Source organism: Allorhizobium sp. NPDC080224, assembly GCF_050281005.1.
Lineage (GTDB): Bacteria > Pseudomonadota > Alphaproteobacteria > Rhizobiales > Rhizobiaceae > Allorhizobium.
Map to the genome: position 1 here is coordinate 233358 of NZ_JBNNWJ010000001.1, position 22315 is coordinate 255672.

The following is a 22315-nucleotide window of genomic DNA, read 5'->3' on the forward strand; positions in this document are numbered from 1 at the left end:
CTCAATAGGTCTTCGCGACTTCGGTGAAGTGGCGCTTCAGCTGCGCCACGTCGGCCGGATTGATTTCAATTCCGGTCACGGCGATCCAGGGATCGATATGATGCTGCGGAGCATAGACATGCCCGTAACCGACCGGGCTTGTCGTGGCGATCATCATGTCGAACAGCAGTTGCAGCATGGTGAGCACGGGATACCAGGTGAGTTCGGGAGAGACATCCGGACCACGTGTGCCCGAAAGCCAGGCAGGCGCGCGATAGGCCGAACGAGTCTCGAAGAAGACCACGGGATCGCTGGCATATTGCAGGTAGACGATCCGCAGCGCTTCCCATTCGGCATAAGTTGAATTGAGGTCGGACTGCTGGTTGGTGAAGCGCACGATCGAGCCGTCGCCGTAGCGGGGCAGCCAGGCAGGCGAGTCCGCCTCCCGAGCCGCGGTGAGTTCGCTCCACATCCGGCTCTGGAACGGCGGTCCGACCCACAATGCGCCATAGAACGGATCGGCGACGATTTCGAGAAGGTCGACTGAGCTCTGCGAGTTGAGGGCTCCAAGGCTCAGGCCATAGAGCACCAGCCGGGGGCGTTCATCTGGCGGCAATTGCTTCCAGTGACGATAGACGGCGCGAAACAGCGCCTTTGCCGACTCCGAGCCATATTCCGGCTCGACCAGCAGCGAGAGCCAGCTGCTGAGATACGAATATTGCAGGGCGACGCTTGCGACATCGCCGCGCAGCAGAACATCGAGCGTATCTGCCGCCGCAGGGTCGATCCAGCCGGTCCCGGTGGGAGCCTTGATCACCAGCGTCGAGCGTTCGAAACCGCCCTGCCGGATCAGTTCCTCGAGCGCGAGTGCGACACGCGCCTCGATGTTCTCTCCATTGTTGAGGCCCGCATAGACGCGGATCGGCTCCAGCGCCGGCTCACCCCAGAAGCTCTCTATATCTTCGCGCGTCGGGCCGGACGCGATGTAGTGACGACCCTGACGGCCCAGACCATGCCACTCGAGACGCGAACCCGGTCCGCCGGTTTTTGCCGAGGACGTCGGCGCGGCGAATTCGTCCTCCATCAGGTCGTCCAATTGCTGAAAGGAGGAATCGGCGAGCCGGATTGCGCCGCGCAGAACCACGTTTTCGCCGATCGACCAGAAGATGAAGGCGGCGATGACGAAGCCGATCGCGGTGGCGAAGCGTGCCGGGAAGATGGTGGCCATGCGTGCCGCCAGCCTCCGGAACAGCATCATGAACAGGCGGCCGATCCATAGCAGGCCGAAGAATAGGGCTGCGGCCACCAGCACCGCTTCAAGATATGACACGTCGAGAGGGGGCATCTGCCAGAGCACACGCGCCGATTCCTGCCAGACCGCGGAGCGCCAGAGCGCCACGGCCATTGCGGACACACCAAACGCGGAAATCCAGAAAAGCACCTTGTCCCGGCGCAGGCTTGCCTCTGGCAATTCGAAAAACCGCCAAAGAGAACTCAGGAGAACGCCGAACAGATAGCCGACGGCGGCAGCAAGTCCGGAGAGGGACCCCTGCACCACGGCCTCGCGTGGCATGAGGCTGGGTGTTAGCGATGCACAGAAGAAGGCGATCGCGAGAACCACGCCCGGCAGAGAAAGCTTGCCGATCAAGACCTTGATAATGACCGACAGTGCACTGTCTCCCGCTTCATGCAGTTGGAGCCGTTGCGGCTCCTGTTCCATTCTGCCGCGAGCTTAGTCGTTTTGTCCTGCCATTTGAAGGGCATGACGTTACCCTGCGGCAAAAGCAAACAAACCCGGCCTGGAAGCCGGGTTTGTCGTTGTCGAACGATGATGCCTTGATCAGAGCGTGCCCTGGCGCTGCTGGATCATCTGGTAGGTATCGAAGCTGTATTCGGCGATCTGAGCCCAGAGATAGGCGTCCTGCTTGAACGCCTGCTGGCTGTCGAAGAGCTTCTTGAACCACTCGTTCTTGCCCGAGAGATCCGCATAGGTTTCCTTCGCGGCCTTGTGGCAGGTGTCGAGGATATCCGACGAGAAGGCGCGCAGCTGTGCGCCGCCGGCCACCAGTTCGCGAAGGGCTGCTGCGTTCGAGGCGTCGTAGCGGGCGAGCATCCGGGCGTTTGCCGCAGCGCAGGCGTCCGTCAGGATGCGCTTGTAGTTTTCCGGCAGTCCATTGAACTTGTCGAGGTTGAAGAAGGCATGCACGGTCGGGCCGCCTTCCCACCAGGCCGGGTAATAGTAGTAAGGCGCGACCTTGTAGAAGCCGAGCTTCAGGTCGTCATAGGGGCCGACAAATTCGGTGGCGTCGATCGTGCCCTTTTCGAGCGCCGGATAGACGTCCGAGCCGGCGATCTGCTGCGGCGTGACGCCGACCTTGGCCATGATCTCGCCGGCAAGACCCGCGATGCGCATTTTCAGACCCTTGAGGTCGTCGATCGTCTTGATTTCCTTGCGGTACCAACCGCCCATCTGGGCGCCGGTATTGCCGGCTGGAAGCGCATAGATCTTGTGGCTGACGAGGAACTCGTTGAGCAGCTCGTTGCCGCCGCCGGCGGTGAACCACGAATTGGTCATGCGGGCATTGAGACCGAAGGGGATGGCGGTGCCGAGCGCAAAGGCCGGATCCTTGCCGATGTAGTAGTAGCAGCAGGTATGGCCCATCTCGACGGTATCGGCGGTCACGGCATCAGCCACCTGCAGCGGCGGCACGATTTCGCCGGCAGCGAAGACCTGGATTTCGAACTGCCCGTCGGTGGCCTTCGAGACGCTTTCAGCGATGTCGGTGGCGGCCCCGAAGATGATGTCGAGGCTCTTCGGGAAGGACGAGGCGAGGCGCCAGGTGATCTTCGGATTTTCTTGGGCGATCGCGGGTGCGGCAAGCGCGGCGGCACCGATGCCGGCGACACTGGCCTGCTTGAAAAATTGACGGCGGTTCATGATCTCTTGCCTCTGATGATACGCACTCCTCCAGCTCCCGCGGTGGGTCTAGTCGGGCATGACGGTCAGTGCAAGATCAAAAGCTCACGAAATTGTCCGGCAACCCGACCAAATTTGCCTATTCTTTCGCGCAGGCGGTGTTCCGCGCAAGGAACTGTCAGGACGGGTTGCGCATCCGCGGGTCGTCGAAGGCCGGATTGTAGAAGAGGGACAGGACAAGGCTCTTGGCAATGCGTTCGGCACTTGTCATGAACCAGCCATGCGCGTCTTCCGAAGCGCCGATCTCGACGAGCGTGTCGGAAAAGAGGTGCAGCCATTGATGGAAGAGCCCTTCCGCCATGCCGTCGACGCCCTGATGGGCCATGACCGGTTTGCCGCCATAGGCGCCTGTCTTGAAGGCGATAGAACTCCAGAATGCCTTCATCTTGACCATATGGTCCGGCCAGCGTCCGGCTAGCCGCCCGTCGAAAACAGGGCCGAGCGTGGGATGCTGGCGGATATGCCCGTAGAACGTCTCCACCATCAGGTCGATAAATGCCGCATCGACACCCATGGCCGCCATGTCGGTCTGGGCACGAGCCGTGATTTCAGCGCGGTGGGCGGCGCGGCCCGTCAGTTCCATCGTCATCGGTTTCGTCTCGTTCTTGGGCTTCAGGTACCTGATGCACCCTGCCGTGCAAATGGCCTATGCGGCATCTTGATACAAGGCCTCCTATGACCTAAGTTTAGAATTATTCTAAGCTAGGTGATAATCGTCATGTTCAGTCTTTTCCAGAAGGGCGGCAAGCGCCCCTTCGACACACTCTCCGAACAGGAGATCCTGGCGCTTGCCATTTCCTCCGAGGAGGACGATGCCCGCATCTACCTCGCCTATGCCGACCAGTTGCGGGCGGCCTATCCACAATCTGCCAAGGTCTTCGAGGACATGGCCGAGGTGGAGCATACCCACCGCAACATGCTGATCGAGATGCACCGGGACCGTTTCGGTGAGCGCATCCCGTTGATCAGGCGCGAACATGTGCTCGGCTTCTATGATCGTAAACCGGACTGGCTCAGGAAGAACCTGACGCTAGACCAGATCCGCGAAGAAGCGATGCGCATGGAGGAGGGTGCCTATCGTTTCTATCAGGAGGCCGCCCAGCACACCTCCGACGCCGGCATTCGCAAGCTACTCGGCGATCTCGCCATGGCCGAACAGGGTCATGAAGAGATCGCGACCATGCTCGGCGACCGGCACTTGCCGGAGGATGCACGCGAGACGGAAGATGAAACCAAGAAGCGTCAGTTCATTCTGACCTATGTCCAGCCCGGCCTCGCAGGCCTGATGGATGGCTCGGTCTCGACGCTGGCGCCGATCTTTGCGGCCGCCTTTGCGACCGGCGACACTTGGTCGACCTTCCTGATCGGCCTGTCCGCCTCGGTCGGTGCGGGCATTTCGATGGGCTTCACTGAAGCCGCCCATGACGACGGCAAGCTCTCGGGCCGCGGCTCGCCGCTCAAGCGTGGCCTTGCCTCCGGCATCATGACCACGATCGGCGGTCTCGGCCACGCATTGCCCTATCTCATCCCGCATTTCTGGACCGCGACGATCACCGCCATCGTCATCGTCTTCTTCGAGCTCTGGGCAATCGCCTTCATCCAGAACCGCTACATGGAGACGCCGTTCTGGCGCGCAGCCATGCAGGTGGTGCTCGGCGGCTCGCTGGTGCTGGCCGCCGGTGTCCTGATCGGGCACGGGTGACCGATATGCGGCGATGACGCCTTGACGGGCCGCGAGGGGAGGCTGTCATCTGGCCATCATCGAATCGCATTAACGGCGCATCCATGAAAGCCTCTCCCGCGACCATCGGTCTGGGCGTCACCATGACCATCGGTTACGGTACGCTCTATTATTCCTTCTCCGTGCTGGCGCCAGAGATCGCCCGCGAATTCGGCTGGGGCCAGAGCTTCGTCTTCGGCGTCTTTTCTTTCGGGCTGCTGGCGGGCGCGGTGGCAGCCCCTGTGCTCGGGCGCCTGGTCGATCGATACGGCGCACGCCTCATCCTTTGTCTCGGTTCCGTTGCGGCAGCACTTTCGCTCGCGCTGTTTTCGGTGATGCAGAACGCCTGGCAATTCGCGGCGATCACGCTTGTCGCCGAATTCATCGCGCTTGCGGTGCAATATGACGCGGGCTTCGCGGCTCTTGCCCAGAGCCATGGCCGCGAGGCGCGGGCCCATATCACGCTGGTGACGCTGATCGCGGGCTTTGCCTCCACCGTCTTCTGGCCGCTGCTGCAGTGGCTGCTCACCGTCATGACTTGGCGCGACATCTACCTGGTGATGGCCGCAATGAACCTCCTGATCGCGCTGCCGATCCATCTGGCCCTGCCGAGGGCACGGATGGTCGCGCCGGAGGCGACCGTCCGCGAAGAGCAATCGACCGGTGAGCGTGTTCTCGACGGCGAGCGCAAACGCCGGATGATCCTCATGGCGACGGCCTTTGCCGCCGGAGGTTTCGTCATGTCGGCGGTGGGGTCGACACTTCTCGTCCTGATGCACGACCTCGGCTATGCCACGGCGATGGCAACGCTTGCCGGAAGCCTGATTGGGCCGAGCCAGGTGGCTGCCAGACTGATCGAATATGTCAGACGCAACCTTTTCTCGCCGCCGCTGACCGCAATCATCGCCGCATTGGCCATGGCGCTGAGCCTTGCCATTCTTGCCGGCGCACTGGTCCAGCCGATGGCGGCCTTTGCCATCGCCTTTGCAATCTTCTACGGGGCAGGGCAGGGGCTGACCTCGATCGTGCGGGGCGTCTTGCCGCTGCACTACTTCGGCGCTGCGGGCTATGGCCGGACCATGGGCATGCTCGCGTCCGCCCGCATCATCGCCTCGGCGATTGCCCCTGTGTCCGTGATCTGGCTGAACGAGATGGTCGGGACCAATGCAGCCCTGGCAGCATTGGCCGGCATGGCCTGCCTTGCCGTGATCGCGACCCTCGCGCTGACGCGCGAGAGACGAAGCTGACCGACTTTACTGCAGCGCGCCGACCAGAACGTCGGAGGTGCCGTTCTCGATGGTGACCCAGCGGCCGGTGTCGGTCGAAGACTGGCGCTTGAGAAAGGCATAACGCGTTTCGGTCCAGAGCTTGACGTCGTCGTTGAGGTTGTCGAGCACGAAGTCGCCCGACTGGGTGCGGACCGTCAGCACCGCATGACCTTCGCCATCCGGCTTGCGCACCACGGTGATCAGGAGATCGGCCGCATTGAATCCGGCTTCCATCAGCTTCTTGCGCTTCAACAGCACGAAATCCTCGCAATCGCCGAGATCGACCGGATAGGCCCAGACTTCCTCGCGGCCGTAGATCTCCATATCCGTCATGGGGACGATGGCGTGGTTGACGCTGGCATTGATGTCGCGAATGACTGTCCAGCCATGGTCAGTCACCTTCGGCGGAAGTGTCGGGCGGGTCCGGATGCTGCACTCATCGGGCAGGGCCTTGCAGAATTCGTAATGGCCGATGGGCTGGGATGTCACGGCGCCGGTGATCATCGATCGCAATGTCTGCGGTGCCGAAAGACCCGCATGGGCAGGTGCGAGCACCGCAACTGCAATGATCAGCGCCTTGATGGCGCGCGAGCCGTTCGTCATGAACACGTCCCCTGTATCCTTAACAAAAGGTTAAGATTGCATGAGGACGTGAGTCAACGGCGCGGCAGGCTCTCTCCCGCGCAATTCATCCGGTATGGTTAAAATGCGACAGTTCCAACAGCCGAAATGAGAATCGGTTCCCAAGATCGAGAGAAAATATAAGGATCGAAATACTCAGATCATTGAAAGTATCGCCGATTTCATCTTGGCGATGTCTTCTGGGCGGGAAAGCCGGTGGTCGCCATCGCGAATCAGCGTCAGCACCACGTCGTCGAGCGGCAGGAATTCCATCAGCTTCAGGGCGTGCTGATATGGCACATCCGGGTCCTTCATGCCCTGTAGGATATGGACGGGGCAACCGGTTTCGATGAGCCCGGTCAGCACCCGGTTCTTAGCCCCGTCTTCCATCAGGGCGCGGGTGAAGATGTTGGGCTCCGGACTGTACTCGGATGGTTCTTCGAAGTAGCCACGCTCGGCCAGGGATTGCCGCTCTGCCGCAGTCAGGCCGGGCTCGATGAGCTCCGATGTGAAGTCGGGTGCCGGCGCGATCAAGACGAGGCCGTTCACCGCGAAGGGCAGGCCGAGGCGCCGTGCCTCCTCAATGACGCGAAGTGCAATCCATCCACCCATGGACGAGCCGATCAGCACGACCTTCTGGACGCCCGACGAGGCGAGAACGGCTAGCGCTTCCTCGGTCCAGCGCGAAATGGTGCCCTTCCGGAAATCGCCGCCGGATACCCCGTGGCCGGAATAGTCGAAGCGGATGGCGGTGAGCCCCTGATCCCGGGCGAGAGCATCCATTTCGATTGCCTTGGTGCCGGCCATATCGGAGCGGTAGCCCCCGAGCCAGACAAGGGCCGGCCGGTCCGTCCCGGTTCCCATGCGGGTGATGACCGCGATGTCGCGGGCTGCGTCACCGGAGCCGACGGTCAATGTCGTCTGTCTGAGGATGTTGGCTGTGTCGGTCATCGCGTGCTCCTTTTGTCGAATGCTGTAAAACACATCCAGGAAGTGAGCGACAACAGGTGATTTTCTTTCGCAAGCATGCTATTGACACTGCCGTTGCAGATATCACATAGCCCTTTGACGCGGATGCGCGCGGGTTTACGCTGCGACATTCCGAAATGTTTTGAGGAGAATACGACCATTCGCAGACCGTTCAAGACCGATGCCCCCGTAAAGGACGGGCCGCGCTCCAACCGTGAAATCCGCATTCCGAAAGTCCAGCTGATCAACGAAGAGGGCGAGAACCTCGGAGTCATCGCGACGGATCAGGCGTTGCGCATGGCTGAAGAGGCCGGACTGGATCTGGTCGAGATTTCGCCGAATGCCGAGCCTCCGGTCTGCAAGATCCTCGACCTGGGCAAGCTGAAATACGCCAACCAGAAGAAGGCGGCCGAAGCGCGCAAGAAGCAGAAGATCGTCGAGGTCAAAGAAATCAAGATGCGCCCGAACATCGACACTCATGACTATGAGGTGAAGATGAAGGCGATGAACCGCTTCTTCGAAGAGGGCGACAAGGTCAAGGTGACCCTGAAGTTCCGTGGCCGCGAAATGGCCCACCAGGAACTCGGCATGAAGCTCCTGCTTCAGGTCAAAGAAGACACCGCGACAATCGCCAAGGTGGAAGCCGAGCCAAAGCTCGAAGGCCGCCAGATGATGATGGTGCTCTCGCCGCGTTGAGTGCTGCCGCATGGCAGGACCGGATGAAGCCGCCTTACGGGGCGGCTTTTTTCATGCGTGGTTTTTGCCGGCTCCTTGTCTGACAGAACGCTGATCTTCACAGCGGCCGCTCTGTCAGGGGCATTGATGCGTGATCCCTCCATCGAAAGCGATTGCGAAGCTCGAGGGATTCCAGATGCCCCGATTTTCTGCGCCGGACCTTGCTGGTCTCGATCACGACACTGGCAGCATTTACTCTGATCCATGCCGCCGGTCTCGCAGAAGCCCTCGGCAATGTGCTCGGCAACGCCAGCACTTTGCCCAGGCTGAATCGTCGTGGCCGTCGAGCGCGCCGCCAGACACATCCGGCTTGATGTTGAAGATGACCGTCCGGGTGTCGCAGAGGCGGCCCTTGCGGAGGTTGCCGCCCGTGGCATTCATCTGGTTGAAGGCAAGGTTCCCGGGCTCGGGCTGGCGATCACCTCCGATATTCTCACCGCTTATGGCGGTGCGATCGTCTTTTCGCGGGGTGTAACCGGGGGCGAAGGGTAAGGTTGCTTTTGCCGGCGGGCCATGAACGGAAGATTCCTGCCGCCACCCGTTGCGCTTTTTCGGGTCTGCGGTTATAAGCGCGCGTCCGAACGGTCCGGCAGGGCATGCCGTGGCCGTTCTTTATGCTTGAAAACGGGCATTCGTCAGCCTGTTTCGATACAAGAACAATGGAGTAGCAAAATGCCCAAGATGAAGACGAAGTCTGCCGCCAAAAAGCGGTTCAAGATCACGGCGACCGGCAAGGTTCTCGCCGCCGCTGCTGGCAAGCGCCACGGCATGATCAAGCGTTCCAACAAGTTCATTCGCGATGCCCGCGGCACGATGGTTCTGGCTGAACCGGATGGCAAGAAGGTCATCAAGAACTACCTGCCGAACGGTCTCTGAGACCCGATCGCTGTTGGACAATTAAGGAGATCATGACATGGCACGCGTAAAACGTGGCGTAACTTCCCGCGCCAAGCACAACAAGGTATTCAAGCAGGCCAAGGGCTTCTACGGCCGCCGCAAGAACACGATCCGCGCAGCAAAGGCTGCCGTTGATCGTTCGAAGCAGTTTGCTTACCGCGACCGCAAGAACAACAAGCGCAACTTCCGCGCTCTGTGGATCCAGCGTATCAACGCTGCTGTCCGCGAATTCGGCCTGACCTACGGCCGCTTCATCGACGGCCTGAACAAGGCTGGCATCGAAGTCGACCGCAAGGTCCTCTCCGATCTCGCCATCCATGAGCCGGCAGCATTCGCGAAGCTCGTCGAAGCTTCCAAGAAGGCACTTGCCTACCTCAAGGACGCAGGCACCGCCAACGAGTTTGAAAGCGCGGTCAAGTAACCAGCGCTTCCCAGACTTTTTTGACTATGGATTGGGAAACCCGCGCTGGACGTCCGGCGCGGGTTTTCGTTTTGCCGTAACGGCGGCGAGGAATGCATATGGCCTCTCTGGCAGAGAGATCCGGTGCGCCAATGGGTGAACGGGATCTCCAGGACGATGAAATTGCGGAAATCGTGCGGGCGCTCGTCGAAAGCGACGGTCGGGTGCAGCGCCTTGACCTGCCGCGTCGCCGTCTCTGGATAAAGCGTCAGGGCGGCAAGGTCATGCCGGTGTTCGTTGCCCTGCAGGGGCTGGCTGCCGCTCTTTTCCGCCTGCCGTTTCTCCGGCCCTCGCCGCAATTGGCGCCCGAGGCGATGCAGGCCCGCGAAATCGAGCGATTGCGCGCCTTCGGCAAGGCCGGATTTCCGGTGCCCCGGCTTGTCTATGCCTCGGCGACGGCGATGGTCATGGCAGATGCAGGACCGACGATTGCCGAACACATGCGACGGGTGCGCGCCGACGCCGCTGCCCATGACGCATTTCTGGTCAAGGGCGCCGAAGCGCTCGGTCGGGTGCATGCCTCGGGGCTCAGTCACGGCAGGCCGCATGTTCGCGACTTCTTCCTGGCGGACGACGCTGTCGGGTTCATGGACTTCGAGGAAGATCCCGCCTCCGTCATGCCGCTGGAAACGGCGCAGGCCCGGGACGTGCTGCTCTATTTTCTCGTCGTTACATCCTTTGCCGCGTCCCCTCACGTGACCTGCCCGGCCGCACTCGACGCCTGGCTTCGCCATGCTCCGATAGCCGCGCGCCGGGAATTGCGGGCTTTGGCCTCGGTCGCCGGTCGAATTTTGCCGCTCGCCCGGTTGATCGGCCGCGTGCACATGGGTAGTGATCTGCGACGCTTCATCATGGCTACGGAATTTCTGATGCAGGCCCCGCTCGACAGGGCGGATAGCCCGAACACCGCCAAGGCAGGACAAGATGGTTGAACTAGACGTTTTGAAGGCACAGCTGCTTGCCGAGATCGCCGCAGCCGGCGACGAGCAGGCGATCGAGGCGGTGCGTGTGGCGGCCATGGGCAAGAAGGGGTCGGTCTCCGAACTCCTGAAGACGCTCGGCACGATGAGCCCCGAAGAGCGCCAGACGCGGGGTGCCGCGATCAATGCGCTGAAGAACGAGATCACCGAGGAAATCGCGACCCGCAAGACGGCGCTGAAGGATGCGGCGATCAACGCGCGTCTCAAGGCCGAGAAGCTGGATGTGTCGCTGCCCGTGCGCTCCTCGCCGGCCGAACGCGGCCGCATCCATCCGATCAGCCAGATCGTCGACGAGATCACCGCGATCTTCGCCGACATGGGCTTCTCGATCGCCGAAGGTCCCGATATCGAGACCGACTATTACAACTTCACGGCGCTGAACTTCCCGGAAGGCCATCCGGCCCGCGAGATGCACGACACCTTCTTCCTCCAGCCGGATGAGAACGGTGAGCGCAAGGTGCTGCGCACGCACACCTCGCCGGTGCAGATCCGCACCATGGAAGCGCAGAAGCCGCCGATCCGCATCGTCATTCCCGGCAAGACCTATCGCCAGGACAGTGACGCCACCCATTCGCCGATGTTCCATCAGGTCGAAGGCCTCGTCATCGACAAGACGGCCAATGTCGCCAACATGCGCTGGATCCTCGAAGAGTTCTGCAAGGCCTTCTTCGAGGTCGACAGCGTCACCATGCGCTTCCGCCCGTCCTTCTTCCCCTTCACCGAGCCGAGCTTCGAGGTCGACATTCAGTGTGACCGTTCCTCGGGCCCGATCGTCAAATTCGGCGAAGGCAAGGACTGGATGGAAATCCTCGGCTGCGGCATGGTCCACCCGAACGTGCTGCGCGCCGGTGGCCTCGATCCGGACGAGTACCAGGGCTTTGCCTGGGGCATGGGCCTCGACCGCATCGCCATGCTGAAATACGGCATGCCGGACCTGCGCGACTTCTTCAACGCCGATGTCCGCTGGATGAGTCATTACGGCTTCCGCCCGCTCGACGTGCCGACCCTGTTTGGTGGTTTGAGCAGCTGATCTGCGAATGACTGGCCGCCATGACGGCCAGATGGAGGGGCAGTTGGAGGCTGCCCCATCCTTGTGAATGAAGGCAAATGTGACGTGATTGAACATCTCGACAACATGCGGCCGGTCGATCTGCTTTGCGATGACGACTTGCTGCATGTGGAACTGACGGACGGTCGTATCGTCAGCGTCCCGGTCTGGTGGTACCCGCCCCTGCAGGAGGCGATGCCGGTGGAGCGGAACAACGTGGAATTCATGCCGTCGAGCATTCACTGGCCCGATATCGATCTCGATGTGACGGTGGTCAGCATGCTCCTCGGAAGACAGGCGTCAGGCGCGCGACCGCTGGACGCTTCGGGCAAGATGCAGATGGGAACGAGACAATGAAATTCACACTCTCCTGGCTGAAGGATCACCTGGAAACCGAGGCCTCGCTTGAGGAAATCTGCGAGCGGCTGACGGCCATCGGCCTTGAGGTCGAGGATGTCGATGACAAGGCGGCCTACAAGCCCTTCGTCATTGCCAAGATCCTGACGGCGGAAAAGCATCCCGAGGCCGATCGCCTGAAGGTGCTCTCGGTCGATGCCGGTGACGGCAAGCCGGTGCAGATCGTCTGTGGCGCTCCGAATGCCCGCGCTGGCATGATCGGCGCACTTGCGCGTCCGGGCACCTATGTGCCGGGCATCGACGTGACGCTCTCCGTCGGCAAGATCCGTGGCGTCGAAAGTCATGGCATGATGTGCTCCGAAAAGGAGCTCAATATCTCCGATGACCACAATGGCATCATCGACCTGCCCGAGGATGCGCCTGTCGGTACATCTTTCGCCTCTTACGCCGGCCTCGACGATCCGGTCATCGAGATCAACCTGACGCCGAACCGCCCGGACTGCACGTCGGTCTTCGGCATCGCCCGCGATCTCGCAGCCTCCGGCCTTGGCAAGCTCAAGGCGCCGAAGGTGCCTGCCTTCAAGGTCGAGGGTGAGACCCCGGTCGAGGTGAAACTCGAGCTCGAAGACCATCTGTGCCCGGGCTTTGCCTATCGCCTCGTGCGCGGCGTGACGAACGGCCCGAGCCCGAAATGGATGCAGCAGCGTCTGCTGTCGATCGGGCTTCGTCCGATCTCGGCGCTCGTTGACGTCACCAACTACATGACCTTCGACCAGGGTCGTCCGATGCATGTCTTCGACGCCGACAAGGTCAAGGGGGCACTGGTTGTCCGTCGCGCGAAGGAGGGCGAGGAGATCCTCGCGCTCGACACGCGCACCTACAAGCTGAACCCGAACAACGTCGTCATCGCTGATGATAATGGTCCGGAATCCATCGGCGGTATCATGGGCGGCGAGCATTCGGGCTGCGACGAAAACACCGTCAACGTGCTGATCGAATCCGCACTGTGGGACCCGATCAACATCGCCAAGACCGGTCGTGCGCATGGCATCATCACCGATGCGCGCTACCGCTTCGAACGCGGTGTTGACCCGGAATACATGATCCCGGGGCTGGAGCGCACCACCGAGCTGGTGCTCGAGATGTGCGGCGGTGTCGCGGCCGAGAAGAAGGTCGTCGGCTACAAGGGCCATGAGAAGAAGGTCGTCGACTTCCCCTATGCGGAAGTGAAGCGCCTCACCGGTCTCACCGTTTCCAACGAGGAGTCCCGCGAGATCCTGACAGCCCTCGGCTTCGAGATCCTGTCGGGCGACGAGACATCCGCCAAGGTCTCGGTCCCGTCCTGGCGTCCTGACGTCGATGGCAAGGCAGATCTCGTCGAAGAAGTCATGCGCGTACACGGCGTCGACAACATAAAGCCGGAACCGCTGCCCCCGACCGGTTCGGTCAATGCCAAGATCTTGACCACGCTGCAGATCCGTACCCGCACGGCGCGCCGGGCGCTCGCCTCGCGCGGCATGCTGGAAGCCGTCACTTGGTCCTTCATTCCGGCCGAACACGCCGCGCTCTTCGGCGGCGGCAGCGACAAGCTGAAGCTCGTCAACCCGATTGCGTCAGACATGTCGGACATGCGGCCTTCGCTGCTGCCGGGTCTCTTAACAGCTGCCCAGCGCAATGCCGACCGCGGCTATGGCGATGTGGCGATCTTCGAAGTCTCCGGCACCTATGAGGGCGACACGCCCGACACCCAGCGTCGCGTCGCCGGTGGCGTGCGGCGTGGCACGGCCTCGATCGCCGGGGCTGGCCGCATGTGGTCGAATGGGGCCAAGGGCGGCGGCAAGGCGGTCGACGTCTTCGACGCCAAGGCCGATGCGCTGGCCGTGCTCGAAGCCTGCGGTATTCCGGTTGGCAATGTGCAGATCGAGCAGGGTGGCCCCGAATGGTACCACCCGGGCCGTTCCGGCACGATCAAGGCTGGCCCCAAGGTCATCCTCGGCACCTTCGGTGAATTCCATCCGAAGACGCTGGAGGCGCTCGACGTCTCAGGCACGCTGTGCGGCTTCGAAATCTATGTCGACGCCCTGCCGGAGCCGAAGAAGAAGGCGACCCGCACCAAGCCGGCGCTCGAGCTTTCGCCCTTCCAGATGGTGAAGCGCGACTTCGCCTTCGTCGTCGAAAAGGCTGTCGAAGCCGGCGCGATCATCAAGGCAGCGACAAGTGCCGACCGCAAGCTGATCTCGGGCGTCAACGTCTTCGACATCTTCGAAGGCGCATCCGTCGGAGAAGGCAAGAAGTCGGTGGCGATTGAAGTGCTGATCCAGCCGGCCGACAAGACGCTGACCGACGAGGATTTCGACGCGCTGACGAAGAAGATCGTCGGCAATGTCGAGAAGTCGACGGGTGGCACGCTGCGCGCCTGATGTTTTGGTGGCGGACTGACTTGGTCCGCTTGGCGAAAGACAAAGAAAAAGCCCTTTCCCTGCATGTCAGGGAAAGGGCTTTTTGATTTGAATCCAATGGTCATGGACCATCAGGAAGGTCGGGCTTCACCATCAAACCTCAAAGGCTGACGCGACGACCTTCCTTGTCGGCGGACTTGCGGTCGTCGCCGTGCTTGGCAAGGATCGCCTTGGCGTCTTCGACCGAGATGCGATGCTTCTTGGCAAAGGGAATGGGCTCATAGCCCTTGGTGTTTTCGTCTGCCATGCTGGTCTCCAATTCTGGAAATGCCCCGGCAGGATGCCGGAGCCTGGAATGTCGCTGTAAACGGGGAAGAAGAGCTCGCATGTGGCGAGCGGATGCGACGCGTGCGAAGGGCGTCGCCTATGATCCCTATGTAGGGATTTGCGGCAGAAAGCTCAATACTTCTTCTTGCGCAGCGTCTTGTTGCCCTTCGGCCCGGAATAGACGGGCGTGCGGTCGCGGTTTTCCGCCTGCAGCTGCCGCCAGCGGTCGAGACGGGCAGGATCGAGCGTGCCCTCCTTGATCGCCGCCTGCACGGCGCAACCCTTCTCATGCGAATGGCTGCAATCGCGGAACTTGCAGAGTGGCGCAAGCTCGGTGATCTCGGCAAACAGCGTGTCGATGCCATCGGTGATGTCGCTGACATAGAGCGTGCGAATGCCGGGCGTATCGATCACCCAGCCGCCACTCGCCATGGAATGCAGGGATCGGGCGGTCGTCGTGTGCCGCCCCTTGGCATCATGCTCGCGGATCGAGCCGGTCTTCTGAGCCGTTTCAGTGCCGTGACCGGCGAGCGTATTGACCAGTGTCGACTTGCCGACGCCGGATGACCCGACGAGCGCCACCGTCTGGCCGGGACCACACCAGGGCATCAGGGGGGTGATGGCTTCAGGCGAACGCGCATTGACGATGACGACGGGCAGATCGCGCTGCAGCCTCTGGGCCTCGTCGGCATAGACGGATGGGTCGTCGACCGTGTCGGCCTTGGTCAGCACGATCACCGGACGTGTTCCCGCCTCATTGGCCATGACAAGATAGCGTTCCAGCCGCGCGGCGTTGAAATCGGCATTGCAGGAGGTGACGATGAACAGCGTATCGACATTGGCGGCGGCCAGTTGCTGACCGAAGGCGCCTTCGGTGCGTCGTTGCAGCACCGTCTGGCGATCCAGGCGGCGTACCAGCAGACCTGTATAGGGTGCGGCGAGAACCCAGTCGCCCACGGCAAAATCAGCCGTATTGCTGTTCGGCGGAAGCTCGATCTCCACCGGCCCGGTGCTGTCGATCGCCTCCAGGCGGTCGCGATGTACCGAAGAGATGCGGCGCACTATGAGGTCACTCTCCTCGGCCGTCACCTGCTCGGCAAAAAAGGCGTTGAAGCCGAGCCGCGCGAGCGCGGCGGTGTTGTTGAGGGCGGTCAAGGGCGAAACCCTGGGGCAGGACGTGGAGCCATGGAGACTTTCAGCGTTGGGATCAGAGATCGACGCTTCTCTTAACGCAGAAAGTTGTCGCTGACGCTAGAAATCGTCCGTGCCATCCGTCGCAGGTGCCGGATACGCGATCAGACCTTGAGTTCCACCGGCTCGGCGGCGGTGACGGGTTGTCGGCGCGGCAGCCGGGCAAACATCACCGCATTGCCGGCGAGCGTCAGTGCGAGGCCCACCATCGCCAGCGGCGTGAAGTGATAGTCCTCGTAGAGGCTCGACAGCGTCAGGGCGACGACGGGAAAGAGCACAGTGGCATAGGCGGCCTTCTGCGAGCCGATGCGCGAGACCAGCATCAGATAGGTGGTGAAGCCGACGACCGAGCCGATGACGGAGAGATAAACGAGGGCGGCGAGATAGGTCTGGTCCGGTGGCAGCACGATGGGCGTGCCGGTCAAGCCGATCAGGAAAAGAAGTGCGATCGCGCCATAGCTCATGCCCCAGGCATTGGCGGTGACAGGCGCGATGCCTTCAGCACTGTTGCGGCGGGAGGCCATATTGCCGAAGGAAAAGAACAGCGTGCCGAGCGCCGAAAGGCCGATACCCTTCCAGCTGTCCGGATTGACGGCGATGAAGATCTCAGGCCCGAAGAGCAGCGCGAGCCCGGTGGCGCCGAAGCCGGCTGCGACCAGTGTGCGCGGCTTTATCACATCGCCGAAGAAGATCCTGGCATTGACGGCGTTGTAAACGGTGGCGAGCGAGAAGACGACGGAGATCAGCCCCGAGGGCACATAGCTTGCCGCATGATAGAAGCAGAGGAAGTTGCAGCAGAATAGCGATAGCGCCTGGACGAGTATGAAGGGCTGCTGCTTGAGCGTCGGCACCTTAAGGCGACCTGTGAGGGCCAGCGCGCCCACAAGCACGAGGGCGGCAAGAGCGAAGCGATAGAAGACCGAGACCAGTACGGGCACCGGCCCGATCTGCAGCGCGATCGCGATCCAGGTTGTGCCCCAGATCAGCACGGTCGACGAGAAGAGAATAACATTGGTCATGGGATGTGCCTCGCTTTCGACAGGCACGTAACGCCGCAGGCGCCATCCATTCTTGCACGATCTTGCGGTGATCTTCGGCGTGTCGGCCAATGAGGCCCGATTGCCGATGGCGCAGCGCACAAACCGCGCTAGAATGCGAGGCGATCTCTTGAAGGTGCTCCATGCTGCACACTGCCACCGTTTTCGGCTCCCTGTCCGCCTCGTCCCGTGCCGAGCGTGGGGAGACGCTTGACCTCGGCGAGGGCAGGGGAAGTGCGATCTGGCGCAACAGCCATGACCGCATGCGCTATGAGCGAACCGACGGCCACACTTTCAGCTGTTACCTGCGCGGCGGCGACGGCACGCGGCGGCTCGATGCCGGCAGCATTGCCGGCTGGCCGGGCGCGCTCTGCATCATGCCGCAGGGGGCCTCTTCGGAATGGGAGATCACCGACAACTTCGAATTCGTGCATCTCTATGTCGCCGACGACGAGCTGCGCCGCTTATTCTCGGAGACCTTCGACCGCGATGCCCGGCTGATGCTTCTGCCTGAGGCGACCTTCGACGAGGCGCCGAAACTTGCGGAGGCGCTGGTGCATCTGGCCGCTGCCACGCAGGGCGGCAACCGGCTGCTCGCCGAACAGGCGATCACCTCGGCGGTCGAGCAGCTCTTTGCCGATCCGCGTTATGGCGGCGAACGGCGTCCGGTGCTGCGTGGCGGTCTGGCGCCCGTGCTGCGGCGCCGCCTTGTCGAGCATATCGAGGCGAGCCTCGATCAGACGATTACGCTGAAGGATCTGGCGAAGCTTGCGGACTTGAGCGAATTCCACCTGCAACGGATGTTTCGCTTGAGTTGCGGTGTCTCCCCGCATGACTTCATCCTCCACCGCCGCGTCGACCGCGCCCGGCGCATGCTGGAAGGCAGCGAGCCGATCGCCCAGATCGCCTCAGCTTGCGGTTTCAGCAGCCAGAGCCATCTGACCCGGATGTTCAAGGCAGTCACCGGCACGACGCCATCGGCATATCGCCGCGCGATCAGCGGCTGAGCGAGGCGCGGCGCTTTCGCTTTGCCCTAGCGGGCGGCGCGGGTGAACTGGATCAGCGGCCGACCATGATGCGCCGATGGCTCGACATGGGCGTCGATCGAGAAGACATCGCGCAGCAGCTGTTTCGTCAGCACCTCCTCCGGCGTGCCGCAGGCGACGACCCGGCCTTCCTTCAGCACCATCAGCCGATCGCAGAACATCGCCGCATGATTGAGATCGTGCAGGGCGATCACGCTGGTGACCGGCAGATCCGAGATCAGCGACAGAAGTGCGATCTGGTGTTGTACGTCGAGATGGTTGGTCGGCTCGTCGAGGATGATTTCCTTCGGGGCTTGCGCCAAGGCCCGGGCTATATGCGCCCGCTGCCGTTCGCCGCCGGAGAGGCTCTGCCAGCTATGGTCCCGCTTTGCCACCATGCCGGCCCGCTCCAGCGCCTGCTCGACGGCCGTCTGGTCTTCTGCAGTCCAGGCGGAGAACATCGAGCGATGCGGAAAGCGACCGAGCTTGACGACGTCGGCGACCTTCAGGTTGGCATTGGTCGTCGCATGCTGCTCGACGAAGGCCACGCGCTGGGCGATCGTCTTGCGGGCGATCGATTGGATATCGCGTCCCTCGAGGCTGATGCTGCCCGAATGGGGACGCTTCAAGCCGGCGAGCAGTCGCAGCAGAGATGTCTTGCCGGAGCCATTGGGGCCGAGCAGGCCGAGCATCTCGCCGGGGCGCGTGGCAAAGCTCACCTGGTCGAGAATGGTCTTCGACCCGATTTTCCAGGTGATGGTGTCGGCCGTGATGCTCATGTCGGACGCTGGAAACGATAGAGGATGATCGAGAAGACCGGCACGCCGACGAGCGCGGTCACAACCCCGATCGGCAGCACCTGTTGTGGCACCAGGACACGCGAGGCGATGTCGGCCAGCACCATGAAGATGGCGCCACCGATGGCGCAGGTCGGAAGCAGGCGGATATGCAGCGGCCCAACCAGGAAGCGGGCGGCATGCGGGATGACGAGACCGACGAAACCGATCGAGCCGACCATGCTGACGATCGTCGCCGTCAGAAGTGCGGTCAGACAGAAGAGGGCAAGCCGGGCGCGGCCGACATTCACGCCGAGTGCGGCGGCGGCCTCGTCGCCGAAGGCGAAGGCGTCGAGGATGCGGGAATAGGCGAGGCAGGCGATCAGTCCGAACCCGACGACCACGGAGACGAGAGCGAATTCCGGCCAGCGCACGCCGCCGAAACTGCCGAGCAGCCAGAACATCACATCACGCGCCTGCTGGGCATTGCCGGCGGTGGTGACGATATAAGACGTGGCGGCGTTGAAAAGCTGGGATGCGGCGACGCCGGCGAGGATCGTGCGGTCGGCCCCGCCCCGCGTGCCGTTGGAGAGGAGCGCGACGAAGAGGAAAGCGGCAAAGGCCCCGGCGAAAGCGCCGGCCGAAAGCGACACGGCGCCCGAGCCGAAGCCGAGGATGACGATGCCGACAGCCCCCGTGGACGCACCCGCCGAAATGCCGAGCACATAGGGTTCGGCCAGCGGATTGCGCAGCAGCGACTGCATGATGGCGCCCGAGATTGCCAGCCCCGCACCGCAGAAGGCAGCGACCAGCGCCCGGCTTAGCCGGTAGTCCCAGATCACGGCTTCATGAATGCGATTGAGCTCGGCTGTCGTCCAGCCGAGCTTGTTGGAGATCGCAAGGAAAGTGGTGGTGATCGGGATCGGCAGATCACCGATCCCGACACTCAAAGCCACCACGAAGACGACGGCAGTCAGCGCCAGCGCGACGAGTGCTGAAACGCGAAACACCTGCGCTGTACCTGCCGACTGTGTCACTTGATCAGACCGCGTGCCTTCAGCTGCTCGGCAACCTGTTCGGCGCCGTAGATGGTGCGGATCGTCGGGTTCATTGCCTGGCCGTCCATGACGACAATGGCATTGTTCTTGACGGCCGGCATCTGGCTGGTTGCGGGGTCAGAGGTCAGGAAGGCGATCTTGGCTTCCGGCTTGTCGAGGTCCCAGCGGTTGCGGTCGAGGCTCGCAACGACGATGACGGAGGGGTTGGAGGCGATGATGCTCTCCCATCCCACCGCCGGCCACTCGGCTTCCGTATCGATTGCGTTCACGCCGCCAAGCACGTCAGCGATATAGCCGGACGCACCGTTCTTGCCGCCGAGATAGGCGTCGGCAGATGGCGACGGGCTGGAGAACCAGAAGACATAGGAAAGCTTCTCGTCCGAGGCCGGCACGGAGGCGCGAAGAGCCGCCTCGCGGGCCTTGAAATCGGCGATCAACGCCTGGCCGCGATCGGCAACGTCGAAGATTTGCGAGAGCTCGTCGATCTCCTGATAGAGGCTGTCCATGCTCCAGAGCTTGTCGCGGGCGCCGTAGAGATCGGTATCGTCCTTCTTCTCCAGGCAGGTGCTCGGTGAAAGATAGGTCGGGATATCAAGCTTGGTGAAGTCGTCGCGCTTGGCGACCTTGCTGTCAGGTCCAATCAGGCTCGGCAGGGCAGCGGCCACGAAGTCGGGGTTTTCCGAAAGGATGGCTTCAAAGGTCGGGAACTCCACGGTGAGCAGCTTCACCTTGGCATTGGCCTCGGCCAGTTCCGGCAGCACCTTGCTGGGCCAGAAGGCCGTGCCCGCCATCTTGTCTTCGAGGCCGAGCAGCAGCATGATTTCCGCGCTGTTCTGGCCAAGGCCGATTGCCCGCTCCGGCGCCTTGGCGAAGGTGACGTCGACGCCACAATTCTGGATTGTCAGCGGATATTGCGTTGCCGCCGAGGCGGACGTCGCCAGAAAGCCGAGGGCAGCGACGCCGGCAGCAAGAAGTGCGGAAGAGAATTTGGTCATGGGAGGATCCTGCAAAACACGATGGCAGCCACCTACTGCCAAACGCATTTGCAAACAAGATACAAAAACTCAGGTTATTGCATGGCCAGCGTCAAGATCCTGGCTTCACGGGTTTGCCAAGGTCTTCAACGCCCGTTCCAGCACCCGAAACGGGCGCGCATCGCCCATATGCGCGACGTTGAAGCGCATGAAATCGTCCGATGACAGCGAGGGGCTGAAGACATTGCCGGGCGCGAGCACCACGCCCTGGCGCAGGGCGGCCTGGGCAAGCGCGGTTGAGCTAACGCCATCGGGCATGCGGCACCAGAGATAGGGGCCGCCGCGGGGCATGAGCACGGGTTCGATGCCGAGTTCGCCGAGACGGCTTGAGACCACGCGTCGTTCCGTATCGAGGCGGCGATGCAATTGGTCGAGATGTTTGCGATAGCCGCCGCTCGATAGCACGCCATGGATCGCTTCGGTCGCGACCTGGCTTGGACCGCCGAACTGTATGGCGATCTGAAGGTCCGTGAGCAAGCGGATGCGCTCGGGATCGGCGGCGAGGAAGCCGGTGCGCAGCGAGGCGGAAATGGTCTTGGAGAAGCTGCCGATGCGGACAACGCGGGAGAGCCCATCCAATGTGGCCAGTGTGATCGCCGGTTCCGGCTCGAAATCGGCGAATATATCGTCCTCGACGACCAGCATGTCCGACCGCCCGATGATCCCAAGCAGCTGGAAGGCAATCTGCGGCGAGAGCGTTGCCCCGGTTGGATTGTGCAGGCCGGAATTGGTGAGATAAAGCCGCGGCGCCTCGCGGGTGACGGCGGCCTCGAAGGCGGCTATGTCGGGGCCATTTTCAGTATAGGGCACGGGGATTGCGAATGCCTGATGGGCGCGGAGCAGCGTCTGGAAATTGAAGTAGCAGGGATCGTCGACGATCACCCGGTCGCCGGGACGAAGCAGCAGCCGGCAGACCAGATCGAGCGCCTGAGTGGCGGACCCGGCAAGCAGCACCTGGTCCTCGGAAAGCGGAATTGACTGCTGACGCAGCCGCGTTTCGACGAAGCGCCGGAGGCCAGCGCTGCCGCGCGAGGGTCCGTAATCGGTGGTGAGGCTTGCCGCCTGGCGCAGCACGTTGCGCATGCCGGCATGCAAAAGCGCAGTCGGCATCCAGTCCGGCGGCAGCCAGCCGCAGCCGGGCTTGGATGTGCCGGGATCGGCATCGAGCGCCTGGCGCGCGACCCAGAAGGGATCGACCTCCGGCGGCCGAGGTGGCTCAAGCTGGACGAGGGGTGCGGGCGTGCGGCCGGCCTCGGTGACGAAGAAGCCGGAGCCCGGGCGCGGGCGGATCAACCCTTCTGCGGCCAGCCGGTCATATGCTTCGACGACGGTGGAGGGCGATACCGAAAGCTCCACAGCCAGCCGGCGGATCGAGGGCAATCGGTCGTTGGGGACCAGTTGGCCCGAGCCGATGCGGCTGCGAATGTTTGCCATGACCTGCGCCGTCCTTGAGGCCG

At 62.4% G+C, this 22315-nt stretch carries 23 protein-coding genes; 11 read left to right on the forward strand and 12 right to left on the reverse strand.

Annotation, left to right across the window (positions count from 1 at the left end):
• Position 1 precedes the first annotated feature (1 nt).
• From ACQKP1_RS01150 to ACQKP1_RS01160, 3 genes are all read right to left on the reverse strand, one after another.
• Positions 2-1699, reverse strand: coding sequence for an alpha/beta hydrolase (locus ACQKP1_RS01150; RefSeq protein WP_427273887.1), 1698 nt, complete (start codon positions 1697-1699; stop codon positions 2-4).
• Positions 1700-1819: 120 nt separating this feature from the next.
• Entirely contained in the window at positions 1820-2917 is a 1098-nt protein-coding gene (locus ACQKP1_RS01155; protein WP_427273888.1) for a TRAP transporter substrate-binding protein, read from the reverse strand.
• Positions 2918-3074: 157 nt separating this feature from the next.
• Entirely contained in the window at positions 3075-3545 is a 471-nt protein-coding gene (locus ACQKP1_RS01160) for a group III truncated hemoglobin (RefSeq protein WP_427273889.1), read from the reverse strand.
• 129 nt (positions 3546-3674) lie between these two features.
• On the opposite strand from ACQKP1_RS01160, the gene mbfA reads away from it, so the two are divergent.
• Positions 3675-4658 (forward strand): iron exporter MbfA, encoded by a 984-nt coding sequence (mbfA, locus tag ACQKP1_RS01165; protein ID WP_427273890.1) that lies wholly within the window; start codon positions 3675-3677, stop codon positions 4656-4658.
• Positions 4659-4741: 83 nt separating this feature from the next.
• Positions 4742-5923 (forward strand): MFS transporter, encoded by a 1182-nt coding sequence (locus ACQKP1_RS01170; protein WP_427273891.1) that lies wholly within the window; start codon positions 4742-4744, stop codon positions 5921-5923.
• Between the two features lie 6 nt (positions 5924-5929).
• On the opposite strand, the gene ACQKP1_RS01175 is transcribed toward ACQKP1_RS01170, so the two are convergent.
• Entirely contained in the window at positions 5930-6547 is a 618-nt protein-coding gene (locus tag ACQKP1_RS01175) for a transglutaminase-like cysteine peptidase (RefSeq protein WP_203019184.1), read from the reverse strand.
• Between the two features lie 174 nt (positions 6548-6721).
• Positions 6722-7516: an alpha/beta hydrolase gene (locus tag ACQKP1_RS01180; RefSeq protein WP_427273892.1), complete on the reverse strand. Its 795-nt coding sequence runs from the start codon at positions 7514-7516 to the stop codon at positions 6722-6724.
• 177 nt (positions 7517-7693) lie between these two features.
• Here ACQKP1_RS01180 and infC point away from each other — a divergent pair, with 177 nt between their 5' ends.
• The 8 genes from infC to pheT all read left to right on the forward strand — a co-directional run bounded on the left by infC (position 7694) and on the right by pheT (position 14431).
• A complete protein-coding gene (infC, locus tag ACQKP1_RS01185) occupies positions 7694-8230 on the forward strand; it encodes a translation initiation factor IF-3 (protein WP_040299623.1) in 537 nt (178 codons plus the stop codon).
• Positions 8231-8545: 315 nt separating this feature from the next.
• Positions 8546-8761, forward strand: a complete 216-nt coding sequence (locus ACQKP1_RS01190; RefSeq protein WP_427273893.1) for a hypothetical protein — start codon at positions 8546-8548, stop codon at positions 8759-8761.
• Positions 8762-8941: 180 nt separating this feature from the next.
• Complete coding sequence (gene rpmI / locus ACQKP1_RS01195; RefSeq protein ID WP_054151415.1) at positions 8942-9145, forward strand: 50S ribosomal protein L35; 204 nt, start codon at positions 8942-8944, stop codon at positions 9143-9145.
• Between the two features lie 37 nt (positions 9146-9182).
• Complete coding sequence (gene rplT / locus ACQKP1_RS01200; RefSeq protein WP_006725066.1) at positions 9183-9587, forward strand: 50S ribosomal protein L20; 405 nt, start codon at positions 9183-9185, stop codon at positions 9585-9587.
• Positions 9588-9685: 98 nt separating this feature from the next.
• Positions 9686-10558, forward strand: coding sequence for a serine/threonine protein phosphatase (locus tag ACQKP1_RS01205; RefSeq protein WP_427273894.1), 873 nt, complete (start codon positions 9686-9688; stop codon positions 10556-10558).
• Entirely contained in the window at positions 10551-11636 is a 1086-nt protein-coding gene (gene pheS / locus ACQKP1_RS01210; protein WP_427273895.1) for a phenylalanine--tRNA ligase subunit alpha, read from the forward strand. The genes ACQKP1_RS01205 and pheS overlap by 8 nt, the downstream gene beginning before the upstream one ends.
• A gap of 84 nt (positions 11637-11720) precedes the next feature.
• Positions 11721-12011, forward strand: coding sequence for a DUF2442 domain-containing protein (locus ACQKP1_RS01215; RefSeq protein ID WP_112247581.1), 291 nt, complete (start codon positions 11721-11723; stop codon positions 12009-12011).
• Positions 12008-14431, forward strand: coding sequence for a phenylalanine--tRNA ligase subunit beta (pheT, locus tag ACQKP1_RS01220; RefSeq protein WP_427273896.1), 2424 nt, complete (start codon positions 12008-12010; stop codon positions 14429-14431). The genes ACQKP1_RS01215 and pheT overlap by 4 nt, the downstream gene beginning before the upstream one ends.
• 139 nt (positions 14432-14570) lie before the next feature.
• Here the strand turns inward: pheT and ACQKP1_RS01225 are convergent, their stop codons facing one another.
• The 3 genes from ACQKP1_RS01225 to ACQKP1_RS01235 form a co-directional block, all read right to left on the reverse strand.
• Positions 14571-14717 carry a hypothetical protein gene (locus tag ACQKP1_RS01225; RefSeq protein ID WP_175616834.1) on the reverse strand — a complete coding sequence of 49 codons (147 nt, stop codon included), beginning with the start codon at positions 14715-14717 and terminating at the stop codon, positions 14571-14573.
• Between the two features lie 152 nt (positions 14718-14869).
• Positions 14870-15892 (reverse strand): ribosome small subunit-dependent GTPase A, encoded by a 1023-nt coding sequence (rsgA, locus tag ACQKP1_RS01230; RefSeq protein ID WP_427273897.1) that lies wholly within the window; start codon positions 15890-15892, stop codon positions 14870-14872.
• Between the two features lie 140 nt (positions 15893-16032).
• A complete protein-coding gene (locus ACQKP1_RS01235; protein ID WP_427273898.1) occupies positions 16033-16947 on the reverse strand; it encodes a DMT family transporter in 915 nt (304 codons plus the stop codon).
• 281 nt (positions 16948-17228) lie between these two features.
• Between ACQKP1_RS01235 and ACQKP1_RS01240 the strand changes: the two genes are divergently transcribed.
• A complete protein-coding gene (locus ACQKP1_RS01240; RefSeq protein WP_427276374.1) occupies positions 17229-17972 on the forward strand; it encodes a helix-turn-helix domain-containing protein in 744 nt (247 codons plus the stop codon).
• Between the two features lie 26 nt (positions 17973-17998).
• Here the strand turns inward: ACQKP1_RS01240 and ACQKP1_RS01245 are convergent, their stop codons facing one another.
• The 4 genes from ACQKP1_RS01245 to ACQKP1_RS01260 all read right to left on the reverse strand — a co-directional run bounded on the left by ACQKP1_RS01245 (position 17999) and on the right by ACQKP1_RS01260 (position 22292).
• Positions 17999-18769: an ABC transporter ATP-binding protein gene (locus ACQKP1_RS01245; RefSeq protein ID WP_427273899.1), complete on the reverse strand. Its 771-nt coding sequence runs from the start codon at positions 18767-18769 to the stop codon at positions 17999-18001.
• Positions 18766-19803: a FecCD family ABC transporter permease gene (locus ACQKP1_RS01250; RefSeq protein ID WP_427273900.1), complete on the reverse strand. Its 1038-nt coding sequence runs from the start codon at positions 19801-19803 to the stop codon at positions 18766-18768. The genes ACQKP1_RS01245 and ACQKP1_RS01250 overlap by 4 nt, the downstream gene beginning before the upstream one ends.
• Complete coding sequence (locus ACQKP1_RS01255; RefSeq protein ID WP_427273901.1) at positions 19800-20819, reverse strand: ABC transporter substrate-binding protein; 1020 nt, start codon at positions 20817-20819, stop codon at positions 19800-19802. Before ACQKP1_RS01255 ends, ACQKP1_RS01250 begins: the two co-directional genes overlap by 4 nt.
• A gap of 105 nt (positions 20820-20924) precedes the next feature.
• Positions 20925-22292 carry a PLP-dependent aminotransferase family protein gene (locus ACQKP1_RS01260; RefSeq protein WP_427273902.1) on the reverse strand — a complete coding sequence of 456 codons (1368 nt, stop codon included), beginning with the start codon at positions 22290-22292 and terminating at the stop codon, positions 20925-20927.
• Between the last annotated feature and the right edge of the window lie 23 nt (positions 22293-22315).